Origin of the sequence: Nocardiopsis sp. LOL_012 (assembly GCF_048060475.1) — a bacterium.
Classification (GTDB): domain Bacteria; phylum Actinomycetota; class Actinomycetes; order Streptosporangiales; family Streptosporangiaceae; genus Nocardiopsis.
The window spans coordinates 227,325-252,550 of the sequence record NZ_JBHMIV010000002.1 but is presented as its reverse complement, the minus strand read 5'-3'; the positions used below and the strand labels follow the sequence as shown (position 1 = coordinate 252,550).

Genomic DNA, 25,226 nt, shown 5'->3' with positions numbered 1-25,226 from the left:
CCCCGGACACGGCCGTACAGGACACCGTGGAGGGCGCGACCGGCGAGGTCCCCGCGACCGAGGCGGCCGAAGCCGTCCCCGCCGAGACGGCCACCGACCCCGCCACCGAGACACCCACCACCGCCACCGACCCGGTGGAGAACGCCCCGGACACGGCCGTACAGGACACCGTGGAGGGCGCGACCGGCGAGGTCCCCGCGACCGACACCGTCGGCGACACGGTCGGGAGCACCGCGGACCCCGTGGGTGACACGGTCGGGGACCTGTCCCCCGAGGCACGCGAACTCCTTCAGGACGAGAAGGCCGTCGCGCTGCTCAGCGACCCCGAGACGGTGGAAGTACTCAGCCGCCCGAACGCTGTCCAGGCGGTCGACCGCCTGATGGGGTTCCACGACCCGGTGGCAGTTCTGGACGCCCTGAGCGCGACCGAGTCCCAGTAGTGGAAGACGCGTACCGGCCCTCCGGAGCATCCGCTCCGGAGGGCCTTGCCGTGTCCACCGCGCCCCGGCCGCGCTCGCGCGGGTCAGACCGCGGACCAGCCGTTGTCCACGGGCAGGATGGTGCCGCTGACGTTGCTGGCGGCGTCGGAGGCCAGGAACACCAGTGTCGAGGCGAGCTCGTCGGACTCGGCGACGCGGCCGATGTTGGCACCGTACTTGCCAACGACGGCCGGGCCCTCGCTCTCGCTGATCTGCATGTCGTTGTAGATGTTGGTGGCAGTGCCGCCGGGGGCGACGGCGTTGACCCGGATGCCCGCGTCGCGGTACATGACCGCGGTCGACTTCACCAGGCCCACGACGGCGTGCTTGGACACGGTGTAGGCGGTTCCGGCGGCGCTGCCGCGCAGGGACGCCTCGGAGGCGGTGAAGACGATCGACCCGGCGCCCTTCTCCTTCATGTGCGGCAGGACGGCACGGGTGAGCAGGAAGGGCGCGGTGAGGTTGATGCGCAGCAGCCGCTCCCAGGAGGCGTCGGTGACGTCGGCGGTGGCCGCCATGTCGTCCATGATCCCGGCGTTGTTGACCAGGACGTCGATGCCGCCGAGCTCGACCAGGGCGCTGTCCACGACTCGCTGGACGGTCTCGGGGGCGCTGAGGTCGCCGACCACGGACGCGACGGTCGCACCGGTGGCCCCCAGCTCCCGGACGGTCTCCTGCGTGGCGGACTCGTTGAGGTCGGCGACGAGCACCGACGCGCCCGCCTCGGCGAACATGCGGGCGGCCGAGCGGCCGATACCGGAGGCGCCTCCGGTGACGATGACCTTCTTGTCCTTCAGTCCCAGGTCCATGGGGGACGTCCTTCCTGCCGACAGCCGGGCGGCGGGCGCGTGCCCGCCACAACAGCACCTGATTTATTGTCGCTCAGCGACATTTTGTCCCTTGAGGACACATATTGTCCAGGCCGCCCCGGCAGCCGCCCCTCACTACACGGCCGGGGCCAGGCCGAGCCTCTGGCGGGCCCGCCGGTAGGAGACGCGCTCGTCGTGGTACTCCAGCGACCACGGCGACCACTCCGGGACCCGGGCCCCGGCACGCGACAGCAGGAACCGGGCCCGCCCCTCGTCGCCGCCGTAGTAGGCGGAGGCGCCCAGGTAGTGTGCGGGCATACCCGCCAGCGGGTGCTGTGTCGGGACCTGCAACCAGCGGTCGGCCGTCCGGGCGAGTTCGGCGGCCACGTCCGGGTCGGAGTAGTACTGGCGGGCGAAGTCGACCGGACGGATGTCGACGTCCCCCAGTTCTCCCCCGAGGTTCTCGAAGTGGGCGACGGCCAGGACGCCCAGCCGGGGGTCGCCGGGGCCGGCCATGGCCACGGTGTCGCGCGCGAAGCGGAACAGCTCCTCGTGGCTGCCCTGCCACTTGGGGCAGAGCACCTGGGTGCGCGAGAAGTGCCCGGAGACGTGCTGGGAGTCGCGCGAGCACAGCTCCATCCACATGCGGTCCAGGTCCTCGCGGGGCAACTGCATGCCGAGGCCGAACCACTGCAGGCAGTTCCACGGCTCGGGGTCCTCCGGGCGCAGCCGGGCGGCGAGCATGAGTGGTTCGGCCGCCCCCTCCAGCGCGGCCCAGAACCGCCGGAAGCGCTCCTCCCCCACATAGCGAGCCCGGGACGCGCCACGGATCTCCCAGGCGGCACGGACCCGAGCGGACCCCAGCCACAGCAGGACGTCGGCGTCCCCGTCGGCGGCCAGGCCGGCGAGGGCCTCGATACGGGGGAGGGCGGCGTCGCTGAGGACCTCGACCCGGACCGAGCGCAGGGCGGGGTCGTCCACCGAGGCGCGCAACAGGGCCAGACCTGCGGCCAGGTCGCCCGCGGCGAGGGCGGGGAGAACGCGTTCGAGTTCGGGGTCGTCCCAGACCGGGCCCTTCTCCAAGGGCGCGGAAGTCCTGAGGCCAAGGAAACGGAGGATCTTGTCGATGATCATCGGATCCTTATACCGAACTCGCGTGACATACCAGACATCAGAAAGGAGCAGCCGTCTCCAGCGGGCCCACTCCCCCTACCCTGGGCCTGTCGTCGACGGGGAAGCGGATGATGAGGGCACCGGTGAGCGGGGAAGGGACCACGTCCGAGCGGAACGGGCGGGGCCGTCCGCCCATGAGCGAGAAGCGCCGGGCGCTGGTGCGCGAACAGATCGCCCGGGCGGCGGTCCGCCTGTTCGCGGAGAAGGGCGTCTCGGCGACCACCGGCGCCGACATCGCCGACGCCGTCGGTATCTCGACCCGCACCCTGTGGCGCTACTTCCCCAGCAAGGAGGGCTGCGTCCGCCCGCTGCTGACCACCGGGTTGGACGCCATGGCCGAGCACCTGCGCTCCTGGCCGCCCGGCACCCGGCTCATCGACCACCTGGAACGCGAGGGGCTCTTCTCGGAGGCCCCCTCTCCCGACGAGCGCCCCATGGTCGCCCTCATCCGCATGACGCGCACCGAGCCCGACCTCATGGCGGTCTGGCTCCAGGTGCACCACGAGGCGGAGGAGGTCTTCGCCCGGGTCTTCGCCGAGCGCGCCGGGGCCGGGCCCGACGACCTGACCGTGCGCCTCCAGGCCGCGACGTTCAACGCCATCCTGCGGGTGGCCTCCGAGCGCCAGGCGGGCATGACGGAGGAGTCGGAGGGCATGGGAGGCCTCATCCGCATCGCCCTGGAGAAGACCGCCGCGGGGCTGGGCTGCCTGGACCGGACCGTCGTCCGGTGAAGGAGGGGCACCGCCACCGCCGTACGTTCGCGGTCGGTTGCCCTTGACTCGAACCGCACGCGCGCCCCGATGCCGGGGTCAATGCGGTGCTGCCCGGTGGGCCGTGCGCGCTCGGTCCGTCGGCCGTGGAAGGGGTCCTTCGCCTCTCGCACGATCGGCGCCCCTGCGGGCCACGGGCCTCCTCTGAGGCGTCCGGTGTCTCCTGTGGTCGCGACCTACCCTGAGCCGTGCAAAGCCACGGTCAACGCGAGCGCCCGAGTCCATGGGACTCCAGGGACGAGGCCTACCGAGGGGCGGCCCCGGGCTCGGTCAGCAGCGCGGCGGTGCCCATGACCAGCAGCAGCTCGGCCATCGCCTCACGGGACAGCTCGCCGTGGCTGTGCGGGGTGGAGTTGAGCAGCCCGAAGACGGCGTGCACGGCGGCGCGCAGGCGCACCCGTCCAGCGCCGGGCCGCAGCCGTGCGAGTACGTCGACCCACACCTCCACGTAGCCGCGCTGGAGGCGGCGCACCCGGTGCCGGGCACCCTCGGCGAGGTGGCCGAGTTCGCGGTCGTGCACCGTGATGAGCGCCGGCTCGTCCAGTGCGAAGGCGATGTGCCCGCGCAGCAGGGACTCCAGGGCCTGCTCCGGTGTACCGGAGCGAGCGACCAGCTCCCCGCCCCACCGGGACAGCCGCTCGCTGACGTCCACCAGGACCTCCGCGAGCAGCGCCTCCTTGCCCGCGAAGTGGCGGTACAGCGCCGGACCGGAGGTCCCCACGGCCCGGCCGAGTTCGTCGATGGTCGCACCGTGGAAGCCGCGTTCGGCGAAGAGCACGGCGGCGGCCCTGAGGATCGCCGCCCGGCGCTCGGACACCGGTTCGGACACCGTCGCCACCCCCGTTCCCGACTGCACCACGCCGGTGCTGGACACCCATGTTAGTAGTTATTAACATCACAGTGGTTAGTGCGCGTTAACACCCTCTCCGAGAGGACGCTATGAGCAGGGCACCCGTGCTCGCCTCGGCGGTGGACACCGCCGGCCCCGCGTTCACCGCCAACGCGGAGTCCCACCGCGCCCTCGCCCGCCTGTTGCGCGAGCGGATCGCGAAAGCCGCGCTGGGCGGACCGGAACGAGTGCGGACTCGCCACGTCGAACGCGGCAAACTCCTGCCGCGCGACCGCGTCGACCTCCTCCTGGACCCCGGCTCCCCCTTCCTGGAGATCGCCCCGCTGGCCGGCTACGGGCTCTACGGCGAGGACGGACACGACGCGCCCGGCGCCGGGATGATCGCGGGCGTGGGACGCGTGTCGGGCCGCACCGTCGTCGTGGTCGCCAACGACGCCACCGTCAAGGGCGGCAGCTACTACCCCGTGACGGTCAAGAAGCACCTGCGCGCACAGGAGGTGGCCCTGCACAACCACCTCCCGTGCGTCTACCTCGCCGACTCCGGTGGAGCGTTCCTACCCATGCAGGACGAGGTGTTCCCCGACCGCGAGCACTTCGGCCGCATCTTCTACAACCAGGCCACCATGTCCCGGCTGGGCATCCCGCAGATCGCGGCGGTCCTGGGATCGTGCACGGCCGGCGGCGCCTACGTTCCCGCGATGAGCGACGAGGCGGTCATCGTGCGCGACCAGGGCACCGTCTTCCTCGGCGGCCCGCCCCTGGTCAAGGCCGCCACCGGCGAGGTCGTCACCGCCGAGGAGCTGGGCGGCGGCGACCTGCACTCGCGCGTCTCCGGCGTCACCGACCACCTGGCCGACGACGACGCCCACGCCCTGACCGTCGTCCGCCGCATCGCCGACACCCTGGGGCCGCCCGGCCCGCCCGCCTGGGAGGTGCGCGAACCCCGCCCGCCCAGGATGGACCCCGCCGAACTCCAGGGGGTGGTGCCCGCCGACACCCGCGTCCCCTACGACGTGCGCGAGGTCGTCGGACGGCTGGTGGACGGCAGCGAGTTCACCGAGTTCAAGGCCGAGTACGGCACCACCCTGGTCACCGGGTTCGCTCACCTGCACGGCCACCCCGTGGGCATCGTCGCCAACAACGGCATCCTGTTCGCCGAGTCCGCGCTCAAGGGCGCCCACTTCATCGAACTGTGCGACCGGCGCTCCGTCCCCCTGGTCTTCCTCCAGAACATCTCCGGGTTCATGGTCGGCCGCGACTACGAGGCCGGGGGCATCGCCAAGCACGGCGCCAAGATGGTCACCGCCGTGGCGTGCGCGCGCGTACCCAAGTTCACCGTGGTCATCGGCGGCTCCTTCGGCGCGGGCAACTACAGCATGTGCGGCCGCGCCTACTCCCCCCGGTTCCTGTGGATGTGGCCGAACGCCCGCGTCTCGGTCATGGGCGGTGAACAGGCCGCCTCGGTGCTGTCCACAGTCCGGCGCGACCGGCTGGCGGCACGCGGCCAGGCGTGGTCCGATGAAGAGGAGGAGGCGTTCAAGGCGCCCGTGCGCGAGCAGTACGAGCGCCAGGGCGACCCCTACTACTCCACAGCCCGCCTGTGGGACGACGGCGTCATCGACCCCGCCGACACCCGCGACGTGCTCGCCCTGGCCCTGTCCGCCGCCCGCCACGCACCGCTGGAGCCGGTGGGCTACGGCGTCTTCCGGATGTGAGGACCCGCCATGACGACGACACCCCCGACCGCGGCCCGCACGGCGGCCGTCCTGGTGGCCAACCGCGGTGAGATCGCCCTGCGCGTCATGCGCACCCTGCGCCGCATGGGCCTGGGCTCGGTGGCCGTCTACACCGACGCCGACGCCCGCGCCCCGCACACCCTGGCGGCCGACCGGGCGCTGCGCGTCCCCGGCTACCTGGACGCCGCGGCGATCACCGCCGCGGCGGTGGAGGGCGGTGCGACGATGGTCCACCCCGGCTACGGGTTCCTGTCGGAGAACGCCGCCTTCGCCCGCGCCTGCGCCGACGCCGGACTGGTGTTCGTCGGCCCTCCCCCCGCGGCCATCGACGCCATGGGCGACAAGATCCGCGCCAAGGAGACCGTCACCGGGGCCGGGGTCCCGGTCCTGCCCGGCTTCGCCGAGGAGCCCGGACGCCCCCTCACCGACGCCGAACTCCTCGACGCCGCCGAGCGGACCGGCTACCCGCTGCTCGTCAAACCCTCCGCCGGAGGCGGCGGCAAGGGCATGCGCGCCGTCCACTCCCCCAAGGACCTGCCCGCCGCGGCCGCCGCCGCACGCAGGGAGGCCGCCACCGCCTTCGGCGACCCCACCCTGCTGGTGGAGCGCCTCGTCCGGCGGCCCCGCCACATCGAGGTCCAGGTTCTGGCCGACACCCACGGCACCACCCTCCACCTGGGCGAACGCGAGTGCAGCCTGCAACGGCGCCACCAGAAGATCGTCGAGGAGGCGCCCTCCCCGCTCTTGAGCGCCGACCAGCGCGCCCTCATGGGCGAGTCCGCCGTAGCCGCCGCCCGCGCCTGCGGCTACACGGGCGCGGGCACGGTGGAGTTCATCGCCGACGCCGACGCCGACGGCTCCCTGTCCTTCTCGTTCCTGGAGATGAACACCCGCCTCCAGGTGGAGCACCCCGTCACAGAGGAGGTCGTGGCCATCGACGGGGTGCGCGGTATCGACCTGGTGGAACTGCAACTGCGGGTGGCCCTGGGCGAACCCCTGCCCTTCGGCCAGGCCGACGTGTCCCTGCGCGGGCACGCGGTGGAGGCACGCGTCTACGCCGAGGACGCCGACCGCGGCTTCCTGCCCAGCGGCGGCCCCGTCCTGTCGCTGGCCGAACCCCGCGGCCCGCTGGTGCGCGTGGAGTCGGGGATCACCGAGGGCGGCGAGGTCACCTCCTCGTTCGACCCCATGCTGGCCAAGGTCGTCACCTGGGGGACCGACCGCGCCCAGGCACTGCTGCGGATGGACGACGCCCTGTCCGGATACCTGCTGCTGGGGTGCGTCACCAACACCGCGTTCCTGCGCCGTCTGCTGCGCCACCCCCGCGTGGTGTCGGGGGACCTGTCCACCGACCTCGTCGAGACCGACCCGCCCGAGCCCGCCCCGGAGGCCGTCCCGCCCGCGGTGTACGCAGCCGCCGCGCTCGACCACCAACTGGACCTGGCCGCCGACGACCCCGCACCAGCCGACCGGTTCGCCGTCCCGGACAACTGGCGGATCGGCGGCCCCGCCTGGACCCGCTGGCGGCTGCGCGCACCCCGCCTCGACTCCACGGTCGTGCACGTCCAGCGCAGCGGCCCCGGGACGTTCCTGGTCCGTGTGGGGGACGGCCCGCCCGAACCCGCCCGCGCACACCGATCCGCCGACGGCACCCGTCTGACCGTGGACCACGACGGACGGCTGCGCACCTACGCGCGCGCCCACGACCCGGCCACCGCCCACCGGTGGCTCGGTGCGGACGGCACCGCCTGGACCCTCCACGAGGAGCCGGTGGCCGCCGCCCTGCGCTCCGACGCCGACACCGCCGACGGCACCGTGCGCAGCCCCATGCCCGGGACGGTGCTGGCCGTGCCCGTCCGGGTCGGCCAGCACGTCACCGTCGGCACCCCCGTGGCGGTGGTCGAGGCCATGAAGATGGAGCACTCCGTGCCCTCCCCCGTCGACGGGACCGTCGCGGCCGTCGCGGTCGCACCCGGGGCGTCCGTACCCATGGACGCCCCGCTGGTCACCGTCGAACAGCACGGCGACGGATCCGCCGCGGACCCGTCCGCGACCACCAGCGAGGAGCACCGGGATTGAACCGTCACGGACTGTCCACCGAGCACGCCGACCTGCGGGCCGCCGTGGAGGAGTTCGCCCGCACCGAGGTGGCACCGGTGATCGGCGACTTCTACGAGCGCGGCGCCTTCCCCTACGGCATCGTCGCCAAGATGGGGCGGATGGGGCTGTTCGGGCTGCCCTTCCCCGAGGAGTACGGCGGGATGGGCGGGGACTACTTCGCGCTGTGCCTGGCCCTGGAGGAGCTGGCGCGGGTGGACTCCTCCGTGGCCATCACCCTGGAGGCCGGGGTGTCGCTGGGGGCGATGCCGATCCACCGGTTCGGCTCGCGGGAGCAGAAGGAGACCTACCTTCCGGCGCTGTGCCGGGGCGAGGCGCTGGGGGCGTTCGGCCTGACCGAGCCGGACGGGGGTTCGGACGCGGGCGCCACGAAGACCACCGCGCACGTGGCGGAGGGGCAGTGGGTGATCAACGGGACCAAGGCGTTCATCACCAACTCCGGCACCGACATCACCTCCCTGGTCACCGTCACCGCGGTGACCGGCGAGCGGGAGGGCGGTGGGCCGGAGATCTCCGCCGTCCTGGTCCCGGCGGGCACCCCCGGGTTCACGGTCGGGCAGCACTACTCCAAGGTGGGGTGGAACGCCTCCGACACCAACGAGCTGGTGTTCGACGACTGCCGGGTGCCGGAGGCCAACCTGGTCGGCGAGCGCGGGCGGGGGTACGCCCAGTTCCTGCGCATCCTGGACGAGGGGCGCATCGCGATCGCGGCGCTCTCCGTCGGGCTGGCCCAGGGGTGCGTGGACGAGAGCGTGCGCTACGCCCGTGAGCGCAGGGCCTTCGGGCACAGCATCGGGGCCTACCAGGCGATCCAGTTCAAGATCGCCGACATGGAGAGCCGCGCGCACACCGCCCGGCTGGCCTACTACGACGCCGCTTCCAGGATGCTGGCGGGCGAGCCGTTCAAGAGACAGGCCGCGATCGCCAAACTGGTGGCCTCGAACGCGGCGATGGACAACGCGCGCGAGGCCACACAGGTGTTCGGCGGGTACGGGTTCATGAACGAGTTCCCGGTGGGCCGGTTCTACCGGGACGCCAAGATCCTGGAGATCGGCGAGGGCACCAGCGAGGTGCAGCGCATGCTCATCGCCCGCGAGCTGGGACTTCCCGCGTGAGCGTCGGTGGAAGGTGCCCGACAGGGGCCGAGGTTCTCCTCAAGGCGAACCTCGTGCCCCAGTTTCTCCCTGCTGCGAACCTCGGCGACAGAACAGGCACCGCGTCCAGCGCGGGCACCTCCTGCGGGGCGGGACCGCCGGTCATCCGGTGAACAAGGGGTGACAACCGGCCCTCCGAGGAACACAATGGGGTCCGTACGGCCACACCGGGCCCCCCTGACAACCGGGCCCCTCCCGTTCCGCTGCCAGCGGCCCCGCCACGGGCGCACGGCCGGTCCCTGTTCCCCGTCGGAGGAGTACCCGATGGAAGGCGTTCTGTCGGCGATCTCGCTGGCGGCCGTCGTGCTGGCCGCCGCCGCGATCGTGTTCGGCGCACACTTCCCGCAGAACCGCGCGGCCTGGCTCCGCGCCTGGGCCCGCAACCACGGCTGGCACTACAGCGAGCACAGATCCGCGCCGCTCGACGGCGCCCACCTGCCCCACGCGATCGGCGGCCGGGGCGGGCGCTCCCGGCACGTGCTCACCGGAAGGCGCGGCGGCCACGAGGTGACCGTCTTCGAGCACACGCACACACACCCGGCCTCGGCACCCGGGGACAGGCGCCACCGGCACACCTACCGCATCGTGGCGGTTCGCACCCCCGGCCCCAACGCCGAGCTGGAGATCCGGCGGCGGGACCCGTTCCGGTCCACGGAACCGGGGAGCGGTCTGGACGCCGTGTTCGACGAGACCTTCCACACCAGCGGCAGCGACATCGCCTTCACCCGGGCCGTCCTGCGCAGACGCGTCACGGACTGGCTGCTGGCCGATCCGCGGTCCCGCTCACTGCCGGTGCGCTTCTCCGGCGACCACGTCCTCACCTGGGCCACGACCCGGCTGGACCCCGATCGGGCCCTGACCGCCGCCGACTACCTGATCGACCTGGTCGGGCGGGTTCCCCCCGCGGTCTGGACCGGACGTCCCACCAGCCGCTGACCGGCGGAGCAGGCGATGCCCCCTGTACAGGGCGGTTAAAATCCGCCGTATGAGTGATCCCGACTCCACACACCGCATCTCCCGCGAAGACCTCTTCAAGGACGATGACGAGGAGACCGCACCGGACCCCAATTCCACCGCCCGTATCTCCCGCGAAGACCTCTTCAAGGACGATGACGAGGAGACCGCACCGGACCCCGAGCCCAACCCCGGCACCTACCGCAAGGGCCTGTTCAGAGACGACTGAGGGCTCGGGACCGAGCGCCCGCCCGGAATCCCGGGCGGGCGCTCTCGACCTGCGTCAGCGACGCTCGCGCACGGCCGCCACGATCTCGGCGACCGCCTCGTCGACCGGCACACCGTTGTTCTGGGAGCCGTCGCGGTAGCGGAAGGACACGGCGTTCTTGCCGATGTCGTCGTCGCCGGCCAGCAGCATGAAGGGCACCTTCTGCTTCTGGGCGTTGCGGATCTTCTTCTGCATGCGGTCGTCGCCGGCGTCCACCTCCACGCGGATGCCCTCCGCGCGCAGCTTCGCCTGGACCTCGCGCAGGTAGGGCACGTGCTCGTCGGCGATGGGGATACCGACCGCCTGTACCGGGGCGAGCCAGGCCGGGAAGGCGCCCGCGTAGTGCTCCAGCAGGACGGCGAAGAACCGCTCGATGGAGCCGAACAGGGCGCGGTGGATCATCACCGGCCGCTGGCGGGTGCCGTCGGCGGCGGTGTACTCCAGGTCGAACAGCTCGGGCAGGTTGAAGTCCAACTGGATGGTGGACATCTGCCAGGTGCGACCGATGGCGTCCTTGGCCTGCACCGAGATCTTCGGGCCGTAGAAGGCGGCGCCGCCCGGGTCCATGACCAGTTCCAGGCCCTGCTTCTCGGCGGCCTGGCGCAGGGTGTCGGTGGCCTCGGACCACACCTCGTCCCCGCCCACGTACTTCTCCGGGTCCTTGGTGGACAGCTCCAGGTAGAAGTCCTCCAGGCCGTAGTCGCGCAGCAGGTCCAGCACGAAGGTCAGCAGCGAGTCCAGTTCGTCGGCCATCTGCTCCTTGGTGCAGTAGATGTGCGCGTCGTCCTGGGTGAAGCCGCGGGCGCGGGTGAGGCCGTGCACCACACCCGACTTCTCGTACCGGTACACGGTGCCGAACTCGAACAGGCGCAGCGGCAGCTCGCGGTAGGAGCGCCCGCGCGCGTCGAAGATCAGGTTGTGCATCGGGCAGTTCATCGGCTTCAGGTAGTAGTCCTGACCGCCGTCGAGCTGCATGGGGGGGTACATGCCATCCGCGTACCAGGAGAGGTGCTGGGACTTCTCGAAGAGCGTGCTCTTGGTGGCGTGCGGGGTGTAGACGAACTCGTAGCCGGACTCCTCGTGGCGCTTGCGCGAGTAGTCCTCCATCACGCGGCGGATGACGCCGCCCTTGGGGTGGAAGACGGCCAGGCCGGAGCCGATCTCGTCGGGGATGGAGAACAGGTCCAGCTCGGAGCCGAGCTTGCGGTGGTCGCGCTTCTCCGCCTCCTCCAGGAAGGTGAGGTAGGCCTTGAGCGCGTCCTTGGTCTCCCAGGCGGTGCCGTACACGCGCTGGAGCTGCGGGTTGGTCTCCTTGCCGCGCCAGTAGGCCGCGGCGGTGCGCATGAGCTTGAAGGCCGGGACGACCCTGGTGGTGGGCAGGTGCGGGCCGCGGCACAGGTCCTTCCAGCACTGCTCGCCGGTGCGCGGGTGGACGTTGTCGTAGATGGTCAGCTCGCCGGCGCCCACCTCGGCGGAGGCGCCCTCGGCGGCGTCGGCAGCGGAGCTGCCCTTGATGTCGATCAGTTCCAGCTTGTAGGGCTCGGTGGCCAGCTCGGCGCGGGCCTCCTCGTCGGTGACGACCCGGCGGTCGAAGCGCTGCCCCTGCTTGATGATCTGCTGCATCCGCTTCTCGATGGCCTTCAGATCGGCGGGGGTGAAGGGCTCGGCGACGTCGAAGTCGTAGTAGAAGCCGTTCTCCACGGGCGGGCCGATGCCCAGCTTGGCCTCGGGGAAGAGCTCCTGGACGGCCTGGGCGAGCACGTGCGCGGTGGAGTGGCGCAGGATCGCCCGCCCCTCCTCGGAGTCGATGGCGATCGGTTCGACTGTGTCGCCGTCGGCCAGTTCCCAGGCGAGGTCGCGCTGTCGGCCGTTGACCACGGCCGCGATGACGGTCCTGCCGTCGGCCTCCAGCGCCTGGCCCGCCGTGGTCGTGGCCGCCACCGCACGCGGGGTTCCGGCGAGGGTGATGTGCAGCTCAGGCGCGGCGGACACGGTGACTCCTAGGGATTGGTTCGTCGGTCGGCGCCCGTACCCGCCGCTCACGGGGGCGGGAGGGCGTTTCGGGTCCGATGGTATCGGCTGCCCGCGCGGGGCGCTCCACGTTGTCCACAGGCCGCCCGGGCCGTGTCCGGGGTCCGTACCGGACGCGGACGCCCGTCGCGGAACGGCGTGATTCGGTCGCGGGATTCGGCCATACCGGGCACAGTGCCACACGCACGGAAACGGCGGTCGGCGGTCGATCCGCACACACCGTGCCACGGAACGTCGAGGCGGCAGGGGGCATGCGCAGGCGACATGCACAACCCGGCCGGAGAGGATTGATCGCCGCCCCGAGATCGGTGACAATCAGCAGACATCCGACCGCTGCCCCACAGACCCAATCGCCCACTTGCCTCGACCGAATAATGTGAGCGCATGTCACCGAGCCCTTCCCACGGACCGCCGGCCCCGGAGACATCCCCCAAGCGTGTGCGCGTCCGCCGCTGGCGGAGGATGCGCGCGCACCTCCGACTCTTTCGGCGCCGTATGCACGCCCACCCGGTGCTGCACCTGCCCTGGCGGATCGGGGTCGGGGTGGTCGGCACACTCGTCATCTTGGCGGGAACGGTCATGCTGGTGACCCCCGGCCCTGGCGCCGCGGGGGTCATCCTCGGGCTGCTCATCCTCAGTACCGAGTTCGGCTGGGCCCACCGCCTCCTGCGTCCGACCCGCCGGTGGTTCCGTATCGCCGAGAAGCACGGGGAGCGGATCAAGAACGACCTCCTGCGGCGCTACCGCGAGCGGCGCGCGACGGGCAAGAAGCCCCCCGCCGTCGAATAGGCGACCCGCAGGCTCTCAATGGAGCGGGAGGCGGGTCCTCGTGTCGTATCTCAGGAGTCCGCCCACACCCCCGGCACCGGCCGCGGGCGCGAAGCGCGACGGCCGCCAGGCCGAGCGGCACACCGGGGGGCTCGGGGGGTCGCCCCCGAAAACACAAAGGACGACCCGGCAAGGTGGCCGAAGGCCCCCGAGCGGGGTCGTCCTCAGTCCGTGGGCGATACTGGACTCGAACCAGTGACCTCGTCGGTGTGAACGACGCGCTCTAGCCAACTGAGCTAATCGCCCGGACCTGCTGCTTTCCGGCCCTCCCGAGCCGGACAACAAAGACTCTAGCGCATGTTCGGGGGTGCTCGGAGCACTCATCGCCCGCCACCCTCAGGGCGTGTGACGCAGATCACAGGACAATGCCGGCATGTTCTCTTCAATGCCGCGACCCGGCACCGAAACACCGGCGCAACGCGGGGTTCCCGCACCCCGCCGCACCATGGAGGACACCTCTTCATTACTCTGGCGTGACGTGGGCCACCCGGGGTTGGGAAATCTTTTGTTTCTCCTGGTCATTACAGTGACGAAGGACCGGGATGCCGTGATGCGGCGCGCTGACCCCCAACGGGCAGCACCACCACCGGTCCCACCCGACCAAGAAAGTCCCCGTACTCACGTCATAGTCCGCGGACGGCCTCGTTGGAGCGAGTGAGACGGCAACCGACCCGTGCCGCGCGCACCAGGGCCGGACGAGAAAAGGTTTGGCGAACATGAACAGTAGCGACACCACTGCCACCGCCGAGCTGGGCCTGCGGCTCGTGGTCCCCGAACGCGCCTCGGTGCCCCTGGCCGCGCGCGCCGACTACAGCGCGAACGACCCGTACGCGGTCCGCGTGGCCTTCCACACCGGTGAGGAGGACCCGGTCGAGTGGATCTTCGCGCGCGAACTGCTCACGGTCGGCATCGTCCGCGCCGTGGGCGAGGGCGACGTGCGTGTGTGGCCCTCCAAGGACGAGCACGGCGAGCGCACCGTGAGCATCGCCCTCTCCTCCCCCTTCGGCCAGGCGGAGTTCGACACCCAGGTGTCCCCGCTCGCCGAGTTCCTCCACCGCACCTACGAGATCGTGCCCGCGGGCCAGGAGCCGTCCTTCGTGGACCTGGACGAGGAGATCCAGCAGCACCTCGCCTCCTGACCGCTCACGCCCGCTACGGGTGCGGGGGCCGCGTTCTCCACGCGGCCCCCGCACCCGTGCGCGCCTGTCAGGGATCGATCAGCTCGGCGGAGCGCTCCGCGAACACCGCCACCGCCTTCCTCGTGACGGGTCCGGCCTCCGGTGAGACCCGGCGGCCGTCAATGCGCAGGATCGGCTGGACGTCGCGCCCGGTGGAGGTCAGGAACGCCTCGGAGCACTCGGGGAGCCGGTCCATGGGGACGTCCTCCTCCTCTCCGCCGAACCACTCCAGGACGAGCTCGCGGGTGATGCCCGCCAACGGCCCGGCCGACAGCGGCGGGGTGAGGAGCCTGCCGTCCGCCACCACGAACACGTTGCTGCCGGTCCCCTCGCACAGGTTCCCGCTCACGTTGGCGAAGAGCGCCTCGGAGGCGCCCCGCTCGGCGGCGTAGGCGAGCGCGCGGACGTTGCCCGCGTACGAGGTGGTCTTGAGCCCCGCGAGCGCGTCGAACTCGTTGCGCTTCCACGGCACCACGGCGACGTCGGCCGACGGCTTGACCTCGGGGAAGGGGCTGATCGCCACGATGGCCGTCTGCTCCCCCGGAGCGCGGTCGGAGCCGAGGGGCCCGGCCCCGTCGGTGACGGTGATCCGCACCCTGGCGTCGACGACGTCGGCGTTGGCCGCCAGGGCCCGTCCGACACCGTCGGCGACCAGTTCCAGGTCCGGCTCGTCCATGCCCAGCCCGGCGGCGGAGCGGGCGAGCCTGCGCAGATGGCGGGTGAGCGCGAACGGGCGGCCCTCCCTGGCCCGCACCGTCTCGAACACGCCGTCCCCGACCGTGATCCCGTGATCGAACACGGAGATGCGTGCCTGGTCCGCTTCGACGACGGATCCGCTCCCGAACCCGGCTCCGGCGATCCACACCCTCATGCCCAACCCCCAGCTCTCGAACGCGCTGCCCGGTGCGGCGACTCACGAACGATCCTCCCACCGTCGCACCGGGTCGGGGAAGGAGCCCGTCCTCTACCGCCGAAGATGGCGGCTTGGCAATACCCCTGTCCGACTCCGGCCGCGGCACGGCCTCCGACACACGGCTCCCGTGGCATCACTACTGGTCACGGATCTCCCCTTCCACCCGTACAGCAAAGCCACCCGGCGAAGGCACAGACAGATAAGTTACGAATGGCTATCATCTGGGCAACGCTTATGCGGGGCCGCACACTCGCCCCAACCCCCACCGAGACCGCAGAGCACGCCTTCCCGTCACGCCCGAACGACGACAGAGCGAAGAGAGCCATGACTTCAACGAGCACCACACGCGGAGAACTCGGCTGGCTGCTGGACGACCTCCTCACGCGCGCCTCCGGCACTCAGCACGCCATCGTTCTCTCCACCGACGGACTCCTCATGGCCGCCTCCAGCGGCCTGGACCACCCTGCCGCCGAGCACCTGTCCGCGATCGCTTCGGGGCTGCACAGCCTGGCGGGCGGAGCCAGCAAACAGTTCTCCGCCGGCGACATCCGCCAGAGCATCATCGAGATGGACCGGGCCTTCCTCTTCGTGGCCGCAGCGGGCGAGGGGGCGTGCATGGCCCTGATGTCGGACTCCGACAGCGACGTGGGCCTGATCGCCTACGAGATGAACAAGGTGATCGAGAGAGTCGGCCAGTACCTCTCCGCACCGCCGCGGCCCGACATGCCCTCCAGCCCCGCCCACGTGGAGGGCTGAGTCGGTCGGTGTGCACACGGGAGGCGGGGACCCGCGGGAGGACACGGCCCGCGGGGCACGCTCCGCTGAACGCTCGGCTCCGTGGAAGGTGTGGGCGGGTGACGCACAGGCGAAGGTCGACCGATTTCGCGCTCGGCCGGGAATCCGCTAGAGTTTTCAACGCAGCGAGCAGGGCCCCGGAAACAGCCGGAAGGCCCGCAGGACTCGTCGCGCGGACGTGGCTCAGCTGGTAGAGCATCACCTTGCCAAGGTGAGGGTCGCGGGTTCGAATCCCGTCGTCCGCTCGAAGAACGGTGGAGCGCGCCGAACCGGTGCGTCGTGCCGATTCGGGACAAGCACCCGATCATATGCGGACGTGGCTCAGCTGGTAGAGCATCACCTTGCCAAGGTGAGGGTCGCGGGTTCGAATCCCGTCGTCCGCTCGAAGAGGCCCGCACGGGCCCAAGACGGTCCCGCTCGCACCGAACGAGCGAAGGTCGCCGGGCGGTTAGCTCAGTTGGTTAGAGCGCTACCTTGACACGGTAGAGGTCACAGGTTCGAATCCTGTATCGCCCACCATAGACGCCTTACTAGAACCCACGACCTCCCGCATGCCGGGCAGATCGGCTAGTAGGACGTCTACGGGATTCAGTGACACAGGCTCCTTCCCCACTGCGGGGAGGGGCCTGTTGTCGTTGTGGGCGTCGTACGGCGCTTGCTCGCCCCTGTCGTGGCTTGTGTCGCCCTCTGGCGCCTCGGTGCCACTGATGCTCGCCACGTGGTGGGCCGAGGCGTTGTCGGCCGTCCTGTCGCCCGCCTGGCCCTCATTGAGGTTGACGCTGGAGTTGGCGTCAATGCCGCCATCATCCGTGCTTGGCGTCATTGTGCGCGCCTGCCGGTACGCCACCTGTGCCGCGTGCAGTTGCCGGAAGGACTCGTTGAGCTGGTGGCCGGTGATGGCAGCGCCGCCCAGGGCGTCAGGGCTCTCGTCTTCCTCGATGTACAGCCGCTCGAAGATGGCTTGGTTAAGGAGACGGCGCTGTTCGTCGTTGCAGCTTCGGTAGAGCGCCGGCAGATCGGTGAGCTTGGCGAGGCAGCGGTCGAGTTGCTGGGCGGCTTCGCTGAGGTCTTTGGTGGCACTGCCCAGTTTCTGGGTGAGTCGTTCGCGCTGTCGGGCGATGTCCTTCAGCCGTGCCTTGATCTTCCCTTGTGGCAGTTCACCGTCGGCGGCCAGGTCGAGCAGGTTCTCTTCCTTGGTGTCGAGGGTTTGAAGCTCCTTGGTGAGCTGCTGGTGGAGGAGCTGGGTGGAGGCTTGCTCTTCGTCGATGGTGCTTGCCAAGTGTGTCCGCGCCGTCGCGATGAAGTCTGGCGTGAAGCGGATGGTTTCGTAGTGCCGCTCGACGGCATCCTCGACGTACACAAGGTTTATGTACGAGCTGGTGCAGCGGTGCTCTTGCTTGCCTCGGCAGAAGAAGTGCGTGTAGGTGGTGCCGTGGCGGTTGGTGGTGTGCTGGAGGATCATGCGGCTGTCGGTGGCACGTTCACGGTCGCAGTGGCCGCAGTAGAGCGAGCCTTTGAGGTAATGGTGGTGGATCCTCCGGCGCTCACTGGCAGCGGCACGGCTATCCAGGATGGTTTGCACCCGCTCGAAGAGGTCGGGAGTGACGAGCGGTTCATGCCGCCCCTTGTACTCCTCGCCTTTGTGGGTGATGTAGCCGAGGTAGTAGCGATCGTGGAGGACTTCGGCGAGGGTGCTGGTGCCGACTTGGGTCATGGGACGATCACTGCGGGGTTTGGTACGAAGCCCGCGGTCGTAGAGCTCATCGGAGAGGTCGGCCAGGCTGTAGTCGCCGGTGGCGTAGAGCTCGAAGGCGGTTTGGATGAGCGGGCCACGCTCCGGGTCGATGCCCACGGTGCGGACTTCCCTGCCCCCATGGCGCTGGCGGACGTTGAGGTAGCCGATGAGGGCTCGGCCGACGGTGCCGCCGTTTCTGGCCTTGTTGGCCATCTTGGTTTTGACGTCTTCGCCGTTGGAGCGCACTTGTAGCTCGTTGAAGATAGCCATGATGCCCTGCATGGCATCCCCGAGGTAGCCCTCACCAAAGTTCTCTTTGGCGGAGATGAGAGTGATGCCCATCTTGGCCAGCTCTGACTTGGTGAGGAGTTCTTCCAGGGCGTTCCGGAAGGCGCGGCTCATCATGTAGACGATGACGTACTTGATGGGTGGCTGGCCGGTCTTGGCGCGCTGGCGGTGCTGGGCACGGAGGTCAGCCATCATCTGTTGGAAGATGGGGCGCTTGTCGATGCTCGTGGCACTGCGACCTGGTTCGACGTACTCGCGGGCGACGTGAACGCCCATGTCGGCCGCTTTGTTTCGCGTCCACTCGCGCTGGGTGGGGATGGAGTTGCCTTCGGGGTCATGGTCGGCGTCGGTGTCCATCTGCTTTTTGGAGGAGACCCGGAGGTAGAGGATGGCGTACTCAGCGGGGACTGACGGCATCTCTGCTTCTTCGCGGATGGGCTTCGCGGGAGGAAGCGACTCCTCGTAGGCGGTGATGTGTGCGACGGGTGCCGCATTGGCAGCTGCATTCGATGCCGTCGATCCTCGGACAGAACCCGATGAGGCAGCGTTTAGAGTTGGACGATATTCGTTCATTAATGCCCTCCTTTCTGCATAACTTATTTGTCCAGCTATTTTACCTCAGGTGGCGCGGTTTTAGGAGGGGTAAGGCGCGGTTTTGGGCGCCCCTGCCACCCGCCATATGGGCAGGTGGCGCGGTGTGGGGTACGAACCAAGGCGGGGTGTGAAGCCAACGGGAAGCGGGACTGACCGACAGAATGTCGGTCAGTCGCATCCCGGACAGGGGCGAAAAGGCGGAATGACCTGGGAGGGCACGGAAGCAATGCTCAACGTGAAGGCACTAGCGAAGACAGGGGCGAGGAGACGGGCGAAGGTTGCTCGCCTCAAGGTGATGTGGTTTTGGCAGCAGAAATCCCCGGCATGGATATAAAAGACCGGGGATTAATCATCTAAGATTACGGGCTAGCCAAAGTAGTAGGAGACACGTGTCTTTCCTGACTTCACCTTGACTCCCTTGACCTTTAGTCCTCCGAGCTCTCCAAGGGACTTAACATGAGTCCCTCCGCATGGTGACTGGTAGCCAGAAGTGACTACAACACGAGTCGGCTTTCCTGCTGGAATCTCCGCAGGAATATAAACACCAGATGCCTTCAGATTCTCCACAGTGTCGTACCGGGCAGTCACCGGCGAATCTTCCTCGACCAGACGATCCAGTTCTTCCTGAATTTCCTGTACCAGAGATTCCCTGCGTTCTTGGGGAACCACACCCATGAATTCGACATAAGGACCATTTGGGAAATGGTAACCCTTAGTTGCAGGGAGGCCGAGCAACCGGTCTACAGCTGTCATGACCAGATGTCCTCCAGTGTGCAATTGAGCATGGATGTTGCGTCGACTTGCATCAATCACAAGTTTCGCAAACTCACCCTCTTTGATCTCACCAGAGGTCAGAACTCCAGAGTGTAGGACATCGCCATCAACAAAAGATGCCCTTTCCACCTGAAGAGATCCGCCATCCGTGGAAATAACACCTTTATCCGTGGGTTGCCCTCCTCCCTGAGGGTAAAAAATGGTCTTATTGAGAGTGACGACTACTGCCTCTCCTTCGGCTTCGCGAGACACACGAGCAACTTGTGCCACGCTTTCATACACTTCAGAATCGTCCAGGTAGCTCAGTTCGGTTGCCATTCTTCCTCCTTGATTATTTAGGTGATAATTATAGAGCATCTACTTGATAGCTGCAAGCTTAAGGACGAACCGCAAAAACCTCACAAGACGGACTTCTGGTAAACAGGACTGGAGTCGCCCACTCGCTATGGTTAGGTGCAAAAAAGATCGCCCTTCTGGCATCTACGAGCGATGCGTCGGCTGGAGCACCACTTGCTATAGATGAGTAAAACTCACTTGCAAAAGTGATAGCGGCACCATCTGATATTGGAAACTGCATAGCTACTACAGTCGAAGTACTTCTCTCAACAAGTGACCCAGCAATGCCAGACATGGTATTGATGTCATCGGACATCCCTGTTTCACATGCATTAAGGACAATCAGTCGAAGCGACCCGTAATTTCGAAAAAGAGTGGCGAGTTCGAAACCAGATACACGCCTACTGGAGTTCCCTGCTTCGAACGCGAGGTATCCCATCGTTTGAACTTCATCGAAAAATCCATGTCCAATGAAGTGCCAGATATGAAATGGGCGACGCGCACGCTCGGCAGATGAAAGTATACGTTGCAGGGTAGATATTTCTCCATCACGGGTAAAGGAAAGTTCGATCAGCCCCATTTCTATGTAGGGATCGAGCGCCTTCTTAAGTCGTTCCACTTCAAGTGAAACATCAAGAGAACTAAGATCGTCAGGCGAACTGACTGTCACGAGAATCCTCAAAGGCAAATCCAACTCCAATGGCGGAGGCACCTGACGTGAATCAAGGTGCCGCACTAGAGTTACTTTCGAGTCGAGGCACAAGAAGTCAGTTCCATCAAAAATAAATTCCCATGGAATCCTTGAAAGCTCCGGCGCTTTAGAGTGACGAAGGCGGATACGAATACCAGAATTGCTGGCTTGCGCATGAGCCCTTACTGAATTGTACAGATCCCTAACTTCATCAACGATAAGGGAAGTAAAAAGCTCTCCTCCAAAACGAGTAAAAGGCTCGAGGTTGGCAGGAACCACCCGTCGTACCGCACCTCGAGGGCTGCAATGTTTGAGAACAAAATTCTCAATATCGCGGTCGTCGAACGGTATAGACATCAAGGATGACGATGTTCCTAGAGGAGAGCGAGCTTCCAAACTATAAGATGAACCATTTCGAGAAAAGTCCAGATCGAGATCGGAAAAATTGTTCGCCCTCTCGTGACTCCAAGAAAATTCATCAGAGTTATCTTTGATGATTTCAAGTTGGCGTGCAATTATCTGACCAGACTCGTAAAAGAATACAGACTTCCAAGTACTGTGGTCGATATCCGTCCCGTATCGCTGGAAACGAAAGTATGATTCCAGTTGACGGGAACTCTCTTCGAAATCTTCAGCAACATGCTCACTGCACCGACGAAGAAAAGCCACAACGATACGTGACCACTTGCTGTAGTTTGCATACAAAACATCGGCAAGCTTTAGTTCAGAACTAGTCAATATAGGTGTTGTTTCGATAGCACCGTTTTCGGCTTCGCGATCAGTGAGTTTGACTTGAGACGCAAGCTGAGAAAGCTTCTGATATATATCTTTGGCTGCGCTCGTCAATTCTTCGGCTGATCGATACACTTTACTACTCTCTGGTGGATTGAATTACATGTACTGACTTATGACCAAAGCAGAAGTTTACCCTGATCGGTGAAACCGAGGAAGAAGGCGATGGCTACCCTTCGCCCACCTTCGCAGGCCCTCACGGCGTGATAGTTACGCGGGTCGAAGATCAACCCATCTCCCACGCATGGCTTAATTGTCACATGCTGAACGTTTCCAGCAAGGGATTCTTCATATCCGTATCCCCTGCGTTGCCTAACATCACTAGGCTGCCAGCGCCTCCGCCATACAACAGTATCTCCTCCTCTATCCGGGACTGAGATATAGGCGTTAAAAGCAAGCTGTGCAACGATCGTGGAATCAACTACTCCAGAGGGGTATTCACGCACAATTTCGTCATAGTGCATGTGTGCTCCAGAGTTAATCTCTCGAACTGTGCCAACAAACAGATCTCTTCCCTGCCTTTTTGCAGGCTGAACCCCTTCTCCCCAAGAATTGCTGATCATTTCTCTACACATCTTCAAAGGATCGGGAGTAAAATCAGCGGATCGCCATATCGAGCGTGCCCTGTCGGCATGCTCCCAATACTCTTCCTTGAGCTGGCCGTTGTGACGATAATCATTAAGCACTGGGCCGAATCTAGCAATAGGAGGGTCGACACGCTCCCTGTCGTACATTTCAAGTTGAAGCGATTCCATTGCCTCCATAGTCATACTGCATACATCTTTGGGCAAAAGGCTCGGGATGCGAACGGCAGCAGACGTTCCCGCAATTAGACTTGCAATATCACCTCGAGTTGCCACCGAAACTTCCGAGGCAACAAAGAATGGGTCAATTGCGTCATTCTCAAGAATCTCCATTATTCCGAATCCTTGCCTATACTTTATATTAGTTTTACCAAAGTATCACACTCTCCCCACCTCAACTAGTAACGTTGCAACTATAGACACATATGAGCCTTTTGTCGGAAAGTCTACATTTCGCACTAATGACGAGGATTGTTCTAGAGTGTCCGATTTGGGAAATCTGATGCTCCAGATTCCGAAGGGGCATAGATGACCCATTGGCTGCGCAAGAGTTTATGGCCTCCGGTTCCTCAACCCCACCAACACCCGCCAAAGCGTGGCAGCCTCCACCTCGCCCCTCGGCACTGCCTGATAGTTGTCCAGCCCCCGCACCTTCGACCACCGTCGAGGCAACGGCGGCCTGCTCGCTCGCTGCTCATTCCAGGGCCGCGGTAGTTGAGGACGTGACTGGCTGGTGCCCGTGCTCGGCGGACACGGCTTCAGGAGTGGTGCGTCCCTGCTCGTTGTTGTCGCCGGCCGTGGCTGTCGATGTGCGTCAGAGTTCCAGGGCGAAGGGCTGCGTAGCTGCTCTTCTCTCACCTGTCGCCCTTCTTCCTCCGCTGCCGTTTCACCGTTCGCCCTGACCCGACACCACACCACCTTCCCCCGCCCTGTCGGGTAGTAGCCCCAGGCTGTAGACAGATGCGCGATGAGCAGCAGGCCGCGGCCGTGCTCCTCTAGTTGCGCCAGGGCCGCGAGCGGATCGTTGCCGCTCTTGGTGTCGGTGCGGGTACTGGTACTCATGGCGTTGACGTTGATGCTGTCGTCATCGCTCGCGTGGTTGCTGTTGCTGTCGCCGATTACTTCCTCCGCCGCCCTCATCCTCGGCACACCAGGCAGCCGATCCTCCAGGCAGATAACGACCTCGTCCTCCTGGCGCTGAAGCGTGAGAAGGATGCGGTGGTCGCTGGTGACATCCCACGGCTGCGGGTCATCGGTGAGTCCGGCGGCGAGGGCTGCCTGGGCGGCGTTGGTGACAAGCTCACTGACGATGAGCTCAACGGAGTCGGCCAGCCCGTCGTAGCCCCAGTTGCTCACCGTGAAGCCCGCCATGTGCCGGGCGAAGCGCACCACATTACGGCTCACCACGAGGGGGAACTGCTCCAGGCCCTGCTCCTTGTGCATGGTTCAGACCTCCGTGTCTTCGCTCGTAGGGTCGGGCCTGTGCTCGTGTGAGCCGGGATGGGCGGTGGCCTGGTGGTTCGGACTGCTGTGCTGCGGTGATGCGCCGGCTTGGCGCCTCGTACTTGCTTCCTCTTGGGTGTAGGCCGTCGCCGAGACGGCTGGTGTCGTGGCGCTTCTTGTTGTTACCGCCGTCGCCGCGTATGTCCGGTGTCCGCATGCTCCTCCCCGCCACTTGTTCTCCTCGTACGCCAGCACCAACCGCACGACGTCATGCGGGCGGCTGGGCGGTATGAGGAGCGTGCGCGTGGGGGTGCCGTCTTCGTCAACGTGCTCCAGGCGGAAGCGTCCACCCGTGAAGGACAGGCTGACGCTGCTGGTGTGGAGGAACTGGAGTCGATCCTGCTCCTGGTCGCGGGCCGGGCGAATGCCGCGTTCTCGGAGGGCAGTGTGGAGCTGCTCGAGGGCAGTGCTGCCCGGTTTGGGATGCTCGTACGTCCTGTGGCTGTTACCCACTGTGACCACCTAAGGCGTGCTTGGTGCTTGGGAGTACCGGGGGAGGCCGGGTGACCCTGCCCCCTCCCCCTACTTGGGCAAGGGCCACCCGGCCAGGCACAGCCGCCTACCAGGTAGCACTCCAGGTCAAGGGGGTCTACGGAGGGGTTGGCGGTGCCGTGGTCGGAGTCTTGCATGGGTGGTACCCAAAATGCAAGACTTCATTTCGGGTCACGCATGCCGGGTATGGCCTGGTGGGGCTTGTATTGCGAAGCGTGCGACCAGATGCTTTCATTGCGGGTGTAAGCTGTCTTTCACTATGGGTATTGGGAGTGCTATGCCTGTCGGAGCAACGGGCTCGACGGTGCCTCGTCGTCAGCTGGGTCGGTACCTGCGGGATCTGCGGAACCAGGCCCGCTTGACGGTGCGCAAGGCCGCCAAGGAGCTGGAGTGGTCGGAAGCGAAGATCTGGCGGATTGAGACGGGCCAGACGTCGCTGCGCAGCCTGGATGTGGAGGCGATGTGCCGCATCTACGGGGCACCGACCGACCTGACCGATGCCTTGATGGCTCTGGCGAAGGAGACGAAGGCTCGGGGTTGGTGGCACAGCTACGGCGATGTGATCCCTGAGGACTTTGACGTCTATATAGGGCTCGAGGAAGCCGCCTCAGAGCTGAGCTGGTACGAGTCCGAGCTGGTGCCGGGGTTGTTCCAGACGGAGGACTACGCGCGGGCCATCATCCAGGCGTCACGAACGGACGATGACGACGCCGAGGAGATTGAGCGCCGGGTGCATGTGCGGGCGGCCCGGCAGACGCTCATCACCCGAACGACGGCACCACCGACGTTGAACGTAGTGCTCAATGAGGCCATCCTGCGCCGGCCGGTGGGAAGCCGGAAGATCATGGCGCGCCAGCTGGAGCGCTTGGTGGAGATGAGCCAGTTGCCCAACGTGTGCCTACGGGTGATGCCGTTTGGTGCCGGACTGCACCACGGCATCATGTCGGGGCCGTTTGTGGTGCTGCGCTTCCCGCTCAATGGGGATGGTAAGCCGTCTGAACCACCGACGGTGTACGTGGATGGCTTCACGGGGGCGCTGTACCTGGACAAGGAGCACGAGGTGGGCCGCTATACGGCGGTGTTCACCAACATCTGGGATGCCTCGCTGGATAAGCAGGCATCCGAGCGGCTGATGGCTTCGGCGGTAAGGGAGATGGAGCAGTGAGAAGCAACGACAGGGCGTCGGCGGTGTGGCGCAAGAGCAGCTACAGCAACGGTGAGCGCAACTGTGTCGAGGTGTGCGACCTGGCGGACGGGCAGCACCTGATGCGGGATAGCAAGCACCCGGAGGCGGGGGTGCTGGGGTTCGACGTGAGTGAATGGTCGGCTTTCGTGAGGGATGTGCGGGGGGAGTAGGGGGCGACTCCTCCGAGGTTTTGGT

At 66.6% G+C, this 25,226-nt stretch carries 21 protein-coding genes, 4 tRNA genes and 1 pseudogene; 15 read left to right on the top strand and 11 right to left on the bottom strand.

The window, feature by feature from the left end; translation table 11 throughout:
• Positions 1 to 440: pseudogene (locus ACFHWE_RS02590) on the top strand (hypothetical protein); the annotation flags it as partial.
• A gap of 83 nt (positions 441 to 523) precedes the next feature.
• On the opposite strand, the gene ACFHWE_RS02585 reads toward ACFHWE_RS02590, so the two are convergent.
• Entirely contained in the window at positions 524 to 1,288 is a 765-nt protein-coding gene (locus ACFHWE_RS02585) for an SDR family NAD(P)-dependent oxidoreductase (protein WP_416598905.1), read from the bottom strand.
• A 135-nt stretch (positions 1,289 to 1,423) separates the two neighbouring features.
• Complete coding sequence (locus ACFHWE_RS02580; RefSeq protein WP_416598904.1) at positions 1,424 to 2,422, bottom strand: hypothetical protein; 999 nt, start codon at positions 2,420 to 2,422, stop codon at positions 1,424 to 1,426.
• 173 nt (positions 2,423 to 2,595) lie between these two features.
• Here ACFHWE_RS02580 and ACFHWE_RS02575 point away from each other — a divergent pair, with 173 nt between their 5' ends.
• Positions 2,596 to 3,192, top strand: coding sequence for a TetR/AcrR family transcriptional regulator (locus ACFHWE_RS02575; RefSeq protein ID WP_416598903.1), 597 nt, complete (start codon positions 2,596 to 2,598; stop codon positions 3,190 to 3,192).
• A gap of 283 nt (positions 3,193 to 3,475) precedes the next feature.
• Here ACFHWE_RS02575 and ACFHWE_RS02570 read toward each other — a convergent pair whose 3' ends face one another.
• Positions 3,476 to 4,105, bottom strand: a complete 630-nt coding sequence (locus ACFHWE_RS02570; RefSeq protein WP_416598902.1) for a TetR/AcrR family transcriptional regulator — start codon at positions 4,103 to 4,105, stop codon at positions 3,476 to 3,478.
• Between the two features lie 65 nt (positions 4,106 to 4,170).
• Here ACFHWE_RS02570 and ACFHWE_RS02565 point away from each other — a divergent pair, with 65 nt between their 5' ends.
• From ACFHWE_RS02565 to ACFHWE_RS02545, 5 genes are all read left to right on the top strand, one after another.
• A complete protein-coding gene (locus tag ACFHWE_RS02565; RefSeq protein ID WP_416598901.1) occupies positions 4,171 to 5,796 on the top strand; it encodes a carboxyl transferase domain-containing protein in 1,626 nt (541 codons plus the stop codon).
• A 9-nt stretch (positions 5,797 to 5,805) separates the two neighbouring features.
• Positions 5,806 to 7,896, top strand: a complete 2,091-nt coding sequence (locus ACFHWE_RS02560) for an acetyl/propionyl/methylcrotonyl-CoA carboxylase subunit alpha (RefSeq protein WP_416598900.1) — start codon at positions 5,806 to 5,808, stop codon at positions 7,894 to 7,896.
• The gene (locus ACFHWE_RS02555) at positions 7,893 to 9,050 is read left to right on the top strand and encodes an acyl-CoA dehydrogenase family protein (protein ID WP_416598899.1); all 1,158 of its coding nucleotides are present in this window, start codon (positions 7,893 to 7,895) and stop codon (positions 9,048 to 9,050) included. The genes ACFHWE_RS02560 and ACFHWE_RS02555 overlap by 4 nt, the downstream gene beginning before the upstream one ends.
• A 303-nt stretch (positions 9,051 to 9,353) precedes the next feature.
• Positions 9,354 to 10,025 carry a hypothetical protein gene (locus tag ACFHWE_RS02550; RefSeq protein WP_416598898.1) on the top strand — a complete coding sequence of 224 codons (672 nt, stop codon included), beginning with the start codon at positions 9,354 to 9,356 and terminating at the stop codon, positions 10,023 to 10,025.
• Between the two features lie 49 nt (positions 10,026 to 10,074).
• Positions 10,075 to 10,272 carry a hypothetical protein gene (locus ACFHWE_RS02545; protein WP_416598917.1) on the top strand — a complete coding sequence of 66 codons (198 nt, stop codon included), beginning with the start codon at positions 10,075 to 10,077 and terminating at the stop codon, positions 10,270 to 10,272.
• 54 nt (positions 10,273 to 10,326) lie between these two features.
• Here the strand turns inward: ACFHWE_RS02545 and thrS are convergent, their stop codons facing one another.
• Positions 10,327 to 12,303, bottom strand: a complete 1,977-nt coding sequence (gene thrS / locus ACFHWE_RS02540) for a threonine--tRNA ligase (RefSeq protein WP_416598897.1) — start codon at positions 12,301 to 12,303, stop codon at positions 10,327 to 10,329.
• 534 nt (positions 12,304 to 12,837) lie between these two features.
• Between thrS and ACFHWE_RS02535 the strand changes: the two genes are divergently transcribed.
• Complete coding sequence (locus ACFHWE_RS02535; RefSeq protein ID WP_416598896.1) at positions 12,838 to 13,131, top strand: PGPGW domain-containing protein; 294 nt, start codon at positions 12,838 to 12,840, stop codon at positions 13,129 to 13,131.
• A gap of 211 nt (positions 13,132 to 13,342) precedes the next feature.
• Here the strand turns inward: ACFHWE_RS02535 and ACFHWE_RS02530 are convergent.
• Positions 13,343 to 13,416 (bottom strand) — tRNA-Val (locus ACFHWE_RS02530).
• Positions 13,417 to 13,886: 470 nt separating this feature from the next.
• On the opposite strand from ACFHWE_RS02530, the gene ACFHWE_RS02525 reads away from it, so the two are divergent.
• Complete coding sequence (locus ACFHWE_RS02525; RefSeq protein ID WP_028649742.1) at positions 13,887 to 14,309, top strand: SsgA family sporulation/cell division regulator; 423 nt, start codon at positions 13,887 to 13,889, stop codon at positions 14,307 to 14,309.
• Positions 14,310 to 14,376: 67 nt separating this feature from the next.
• On the opposite strand, the gene ACFHWE_RS02520 is transcribed toward ACFHWE_RS02525, so the two are convergent.
• Complete coding sequence (locus tag ACFHWE_RS02520) at positions 14,377 to 15,219, bottom strand: aminotransferase class IV (protein ID WP_416598895.1); 843 nt, start codon at positions 15,217 to 15,219, stop codon at positions 14,377 to 14,379.
• A 366-nt stretch (positions 15,220 to 15,585) separates the two neighbouring features.
• Between ACFHWE_RS02520 and ACFHWE_RS02515 the strand changes: the two genes are divergently transcribed.
• The 4 genes from ACFHWE_RS02515 (at position 15,586) to ACFHWE_RS02500 (ending at position 16,575) form a co-directional block, all read left to right on the top strand.
• The gene (locus ACFHWE_RS02515; protein WP_416598894.1) at positions 15,586 to 16,017 is read left to right on the top strand and encodes a roadblock/LC7 domain-containing protein; all 432 of its coding nucleotides are present in this window, start codon (positions 15,586 to 15,588) and stop codon (positions 16,015 to 16,017) included.
• 211 nt (positions 16,018 to 16,228) lie between these two features.
• Positions 16,229 to 16,301: transfer RNA gene (locus ACFHWE_RS02510), tRNA-Gly, on the top strand.
• 65 nt (positions 16,302 to 16,366) lie between these two features.
• Positions 16,367 to 16,439, top strand: a tRNA-Gly gene (locus ACFHWE_RS02505).
• Between the two features lie 59 nt (positions 16,440 to 16,498).
• Positions 16,499 to 16,575: transfer RNA gene (locus ACFHWE_RS02500), tRNA-Val, on the top strand.
• On the opposite strand, the gene ACFHWE_RS02495 is transcribed toward ACFHWE_RS02500, so the two are convergent.
• The 5 genes from ACFHWE_RS02495 to ACFHWE_RS02475 form a co-directional block, all read right to left on the bottom strand.
• Entirely contained in the window at positions 16,526 to 18,436 is a 1,911-nt protein-coding gene (locus tag ACFHWE_RS02495; protein WP_416598916.1) for a recombinase family protein, read from the bottom strand. The genes ACFHWE_RS02500 and ACFHWE_RS02495 overlap by 50 nt on opposite strands.
• Before the next feature lie 603 nt (positions 18,437 to 19,039).
• Positions 19,040 to 19,765: an alanine--tRNA ligase-related protein gene (locus ACFHWE_RS02490; protein ID WP_416598893.1), complete on the bottom strand. Its 726-nt coding sequence runs from the start codon at positions 19,763 to 19,765 to the stop codon at positions 19,040 to 19,042.
• A 58-nt stretch (positions 19,766 to 19,823) separates the two neighbouring features.
• On the bottom strand, positions 19,824 to 21,341 hold the full coding sequence (locus tag ACFHWE_RS02485) for a CHAT domain-containing protein (RefSeq protein ID WP_416598892.1): 1,518 nt from the start codon (positions 21,339 to 21,341) through the stop codon (positions 19,824 to 19,826).
• 38 nt (positions 21,342 to 21,379) lie between these two features.
• Positions 21,380 to 22,183, bottom strand: a complete 804-nt coding sequence (locus ACFHWE_RS02480; RefSeq protein WP_416598891.1) for a proline hydroxylase — start codon at positions 22,181 to 22,183, stop codon at positions 21,380 to 21,382.
• 219 nt (positions 22,184 to 22,402) lie between these two features.
• Entirely contained in the window at positions 22,403 to 23,293 is an 891-nt protein-coding gene (locus tag ACFHWE_RS02475) for an ATP-binding protein (protein ID WP_416598890.1), read from the bottom strand.
• 703 nt (positions 23,294 to 23,996) lie between these two features.
• On the opposite strand from ACFHWE_RS02475, the gene ACFHWE_RS02470 reads away from it, so the two are divergent.
• Together ACFHWE_RS02470 and ACFHWE_RS02465 are read left to right on the top strand one after the other, a co-directional pair.
• Positions 23,997 to 25,010: a helix-turn-helix domain-containing protein gene (locus ACFHWE_RS02470; RefSeq protein WP_416598889.1), complete on the top strand. Its 1,014-nt coding sequence runs from the start codon at positions 23,997 to 23,999 to the stop codon at positions 25,008 to 25,010.
• The gene (locus ACFHWE_RS02465) at positions 25,007 to 25,201 is read left to right on the top strand and encodes a DUF397 domain-containing protein (RefSeq protein WP_416598888.1); all 195 of its coding nucleotides are present in this window, start codon (positions 25,007 to 25,009) and stop codon (positions 25,199 to 25,201) included. The genes ACFHWE_RS02470 and ACFHWE_RS02465 overlap by 4 nt, the downstream gene beginning before the upstream one ends.
• The last annotated feature ends 25 nt before the right edge of the window (positions 25,202 to 25,226 follow it).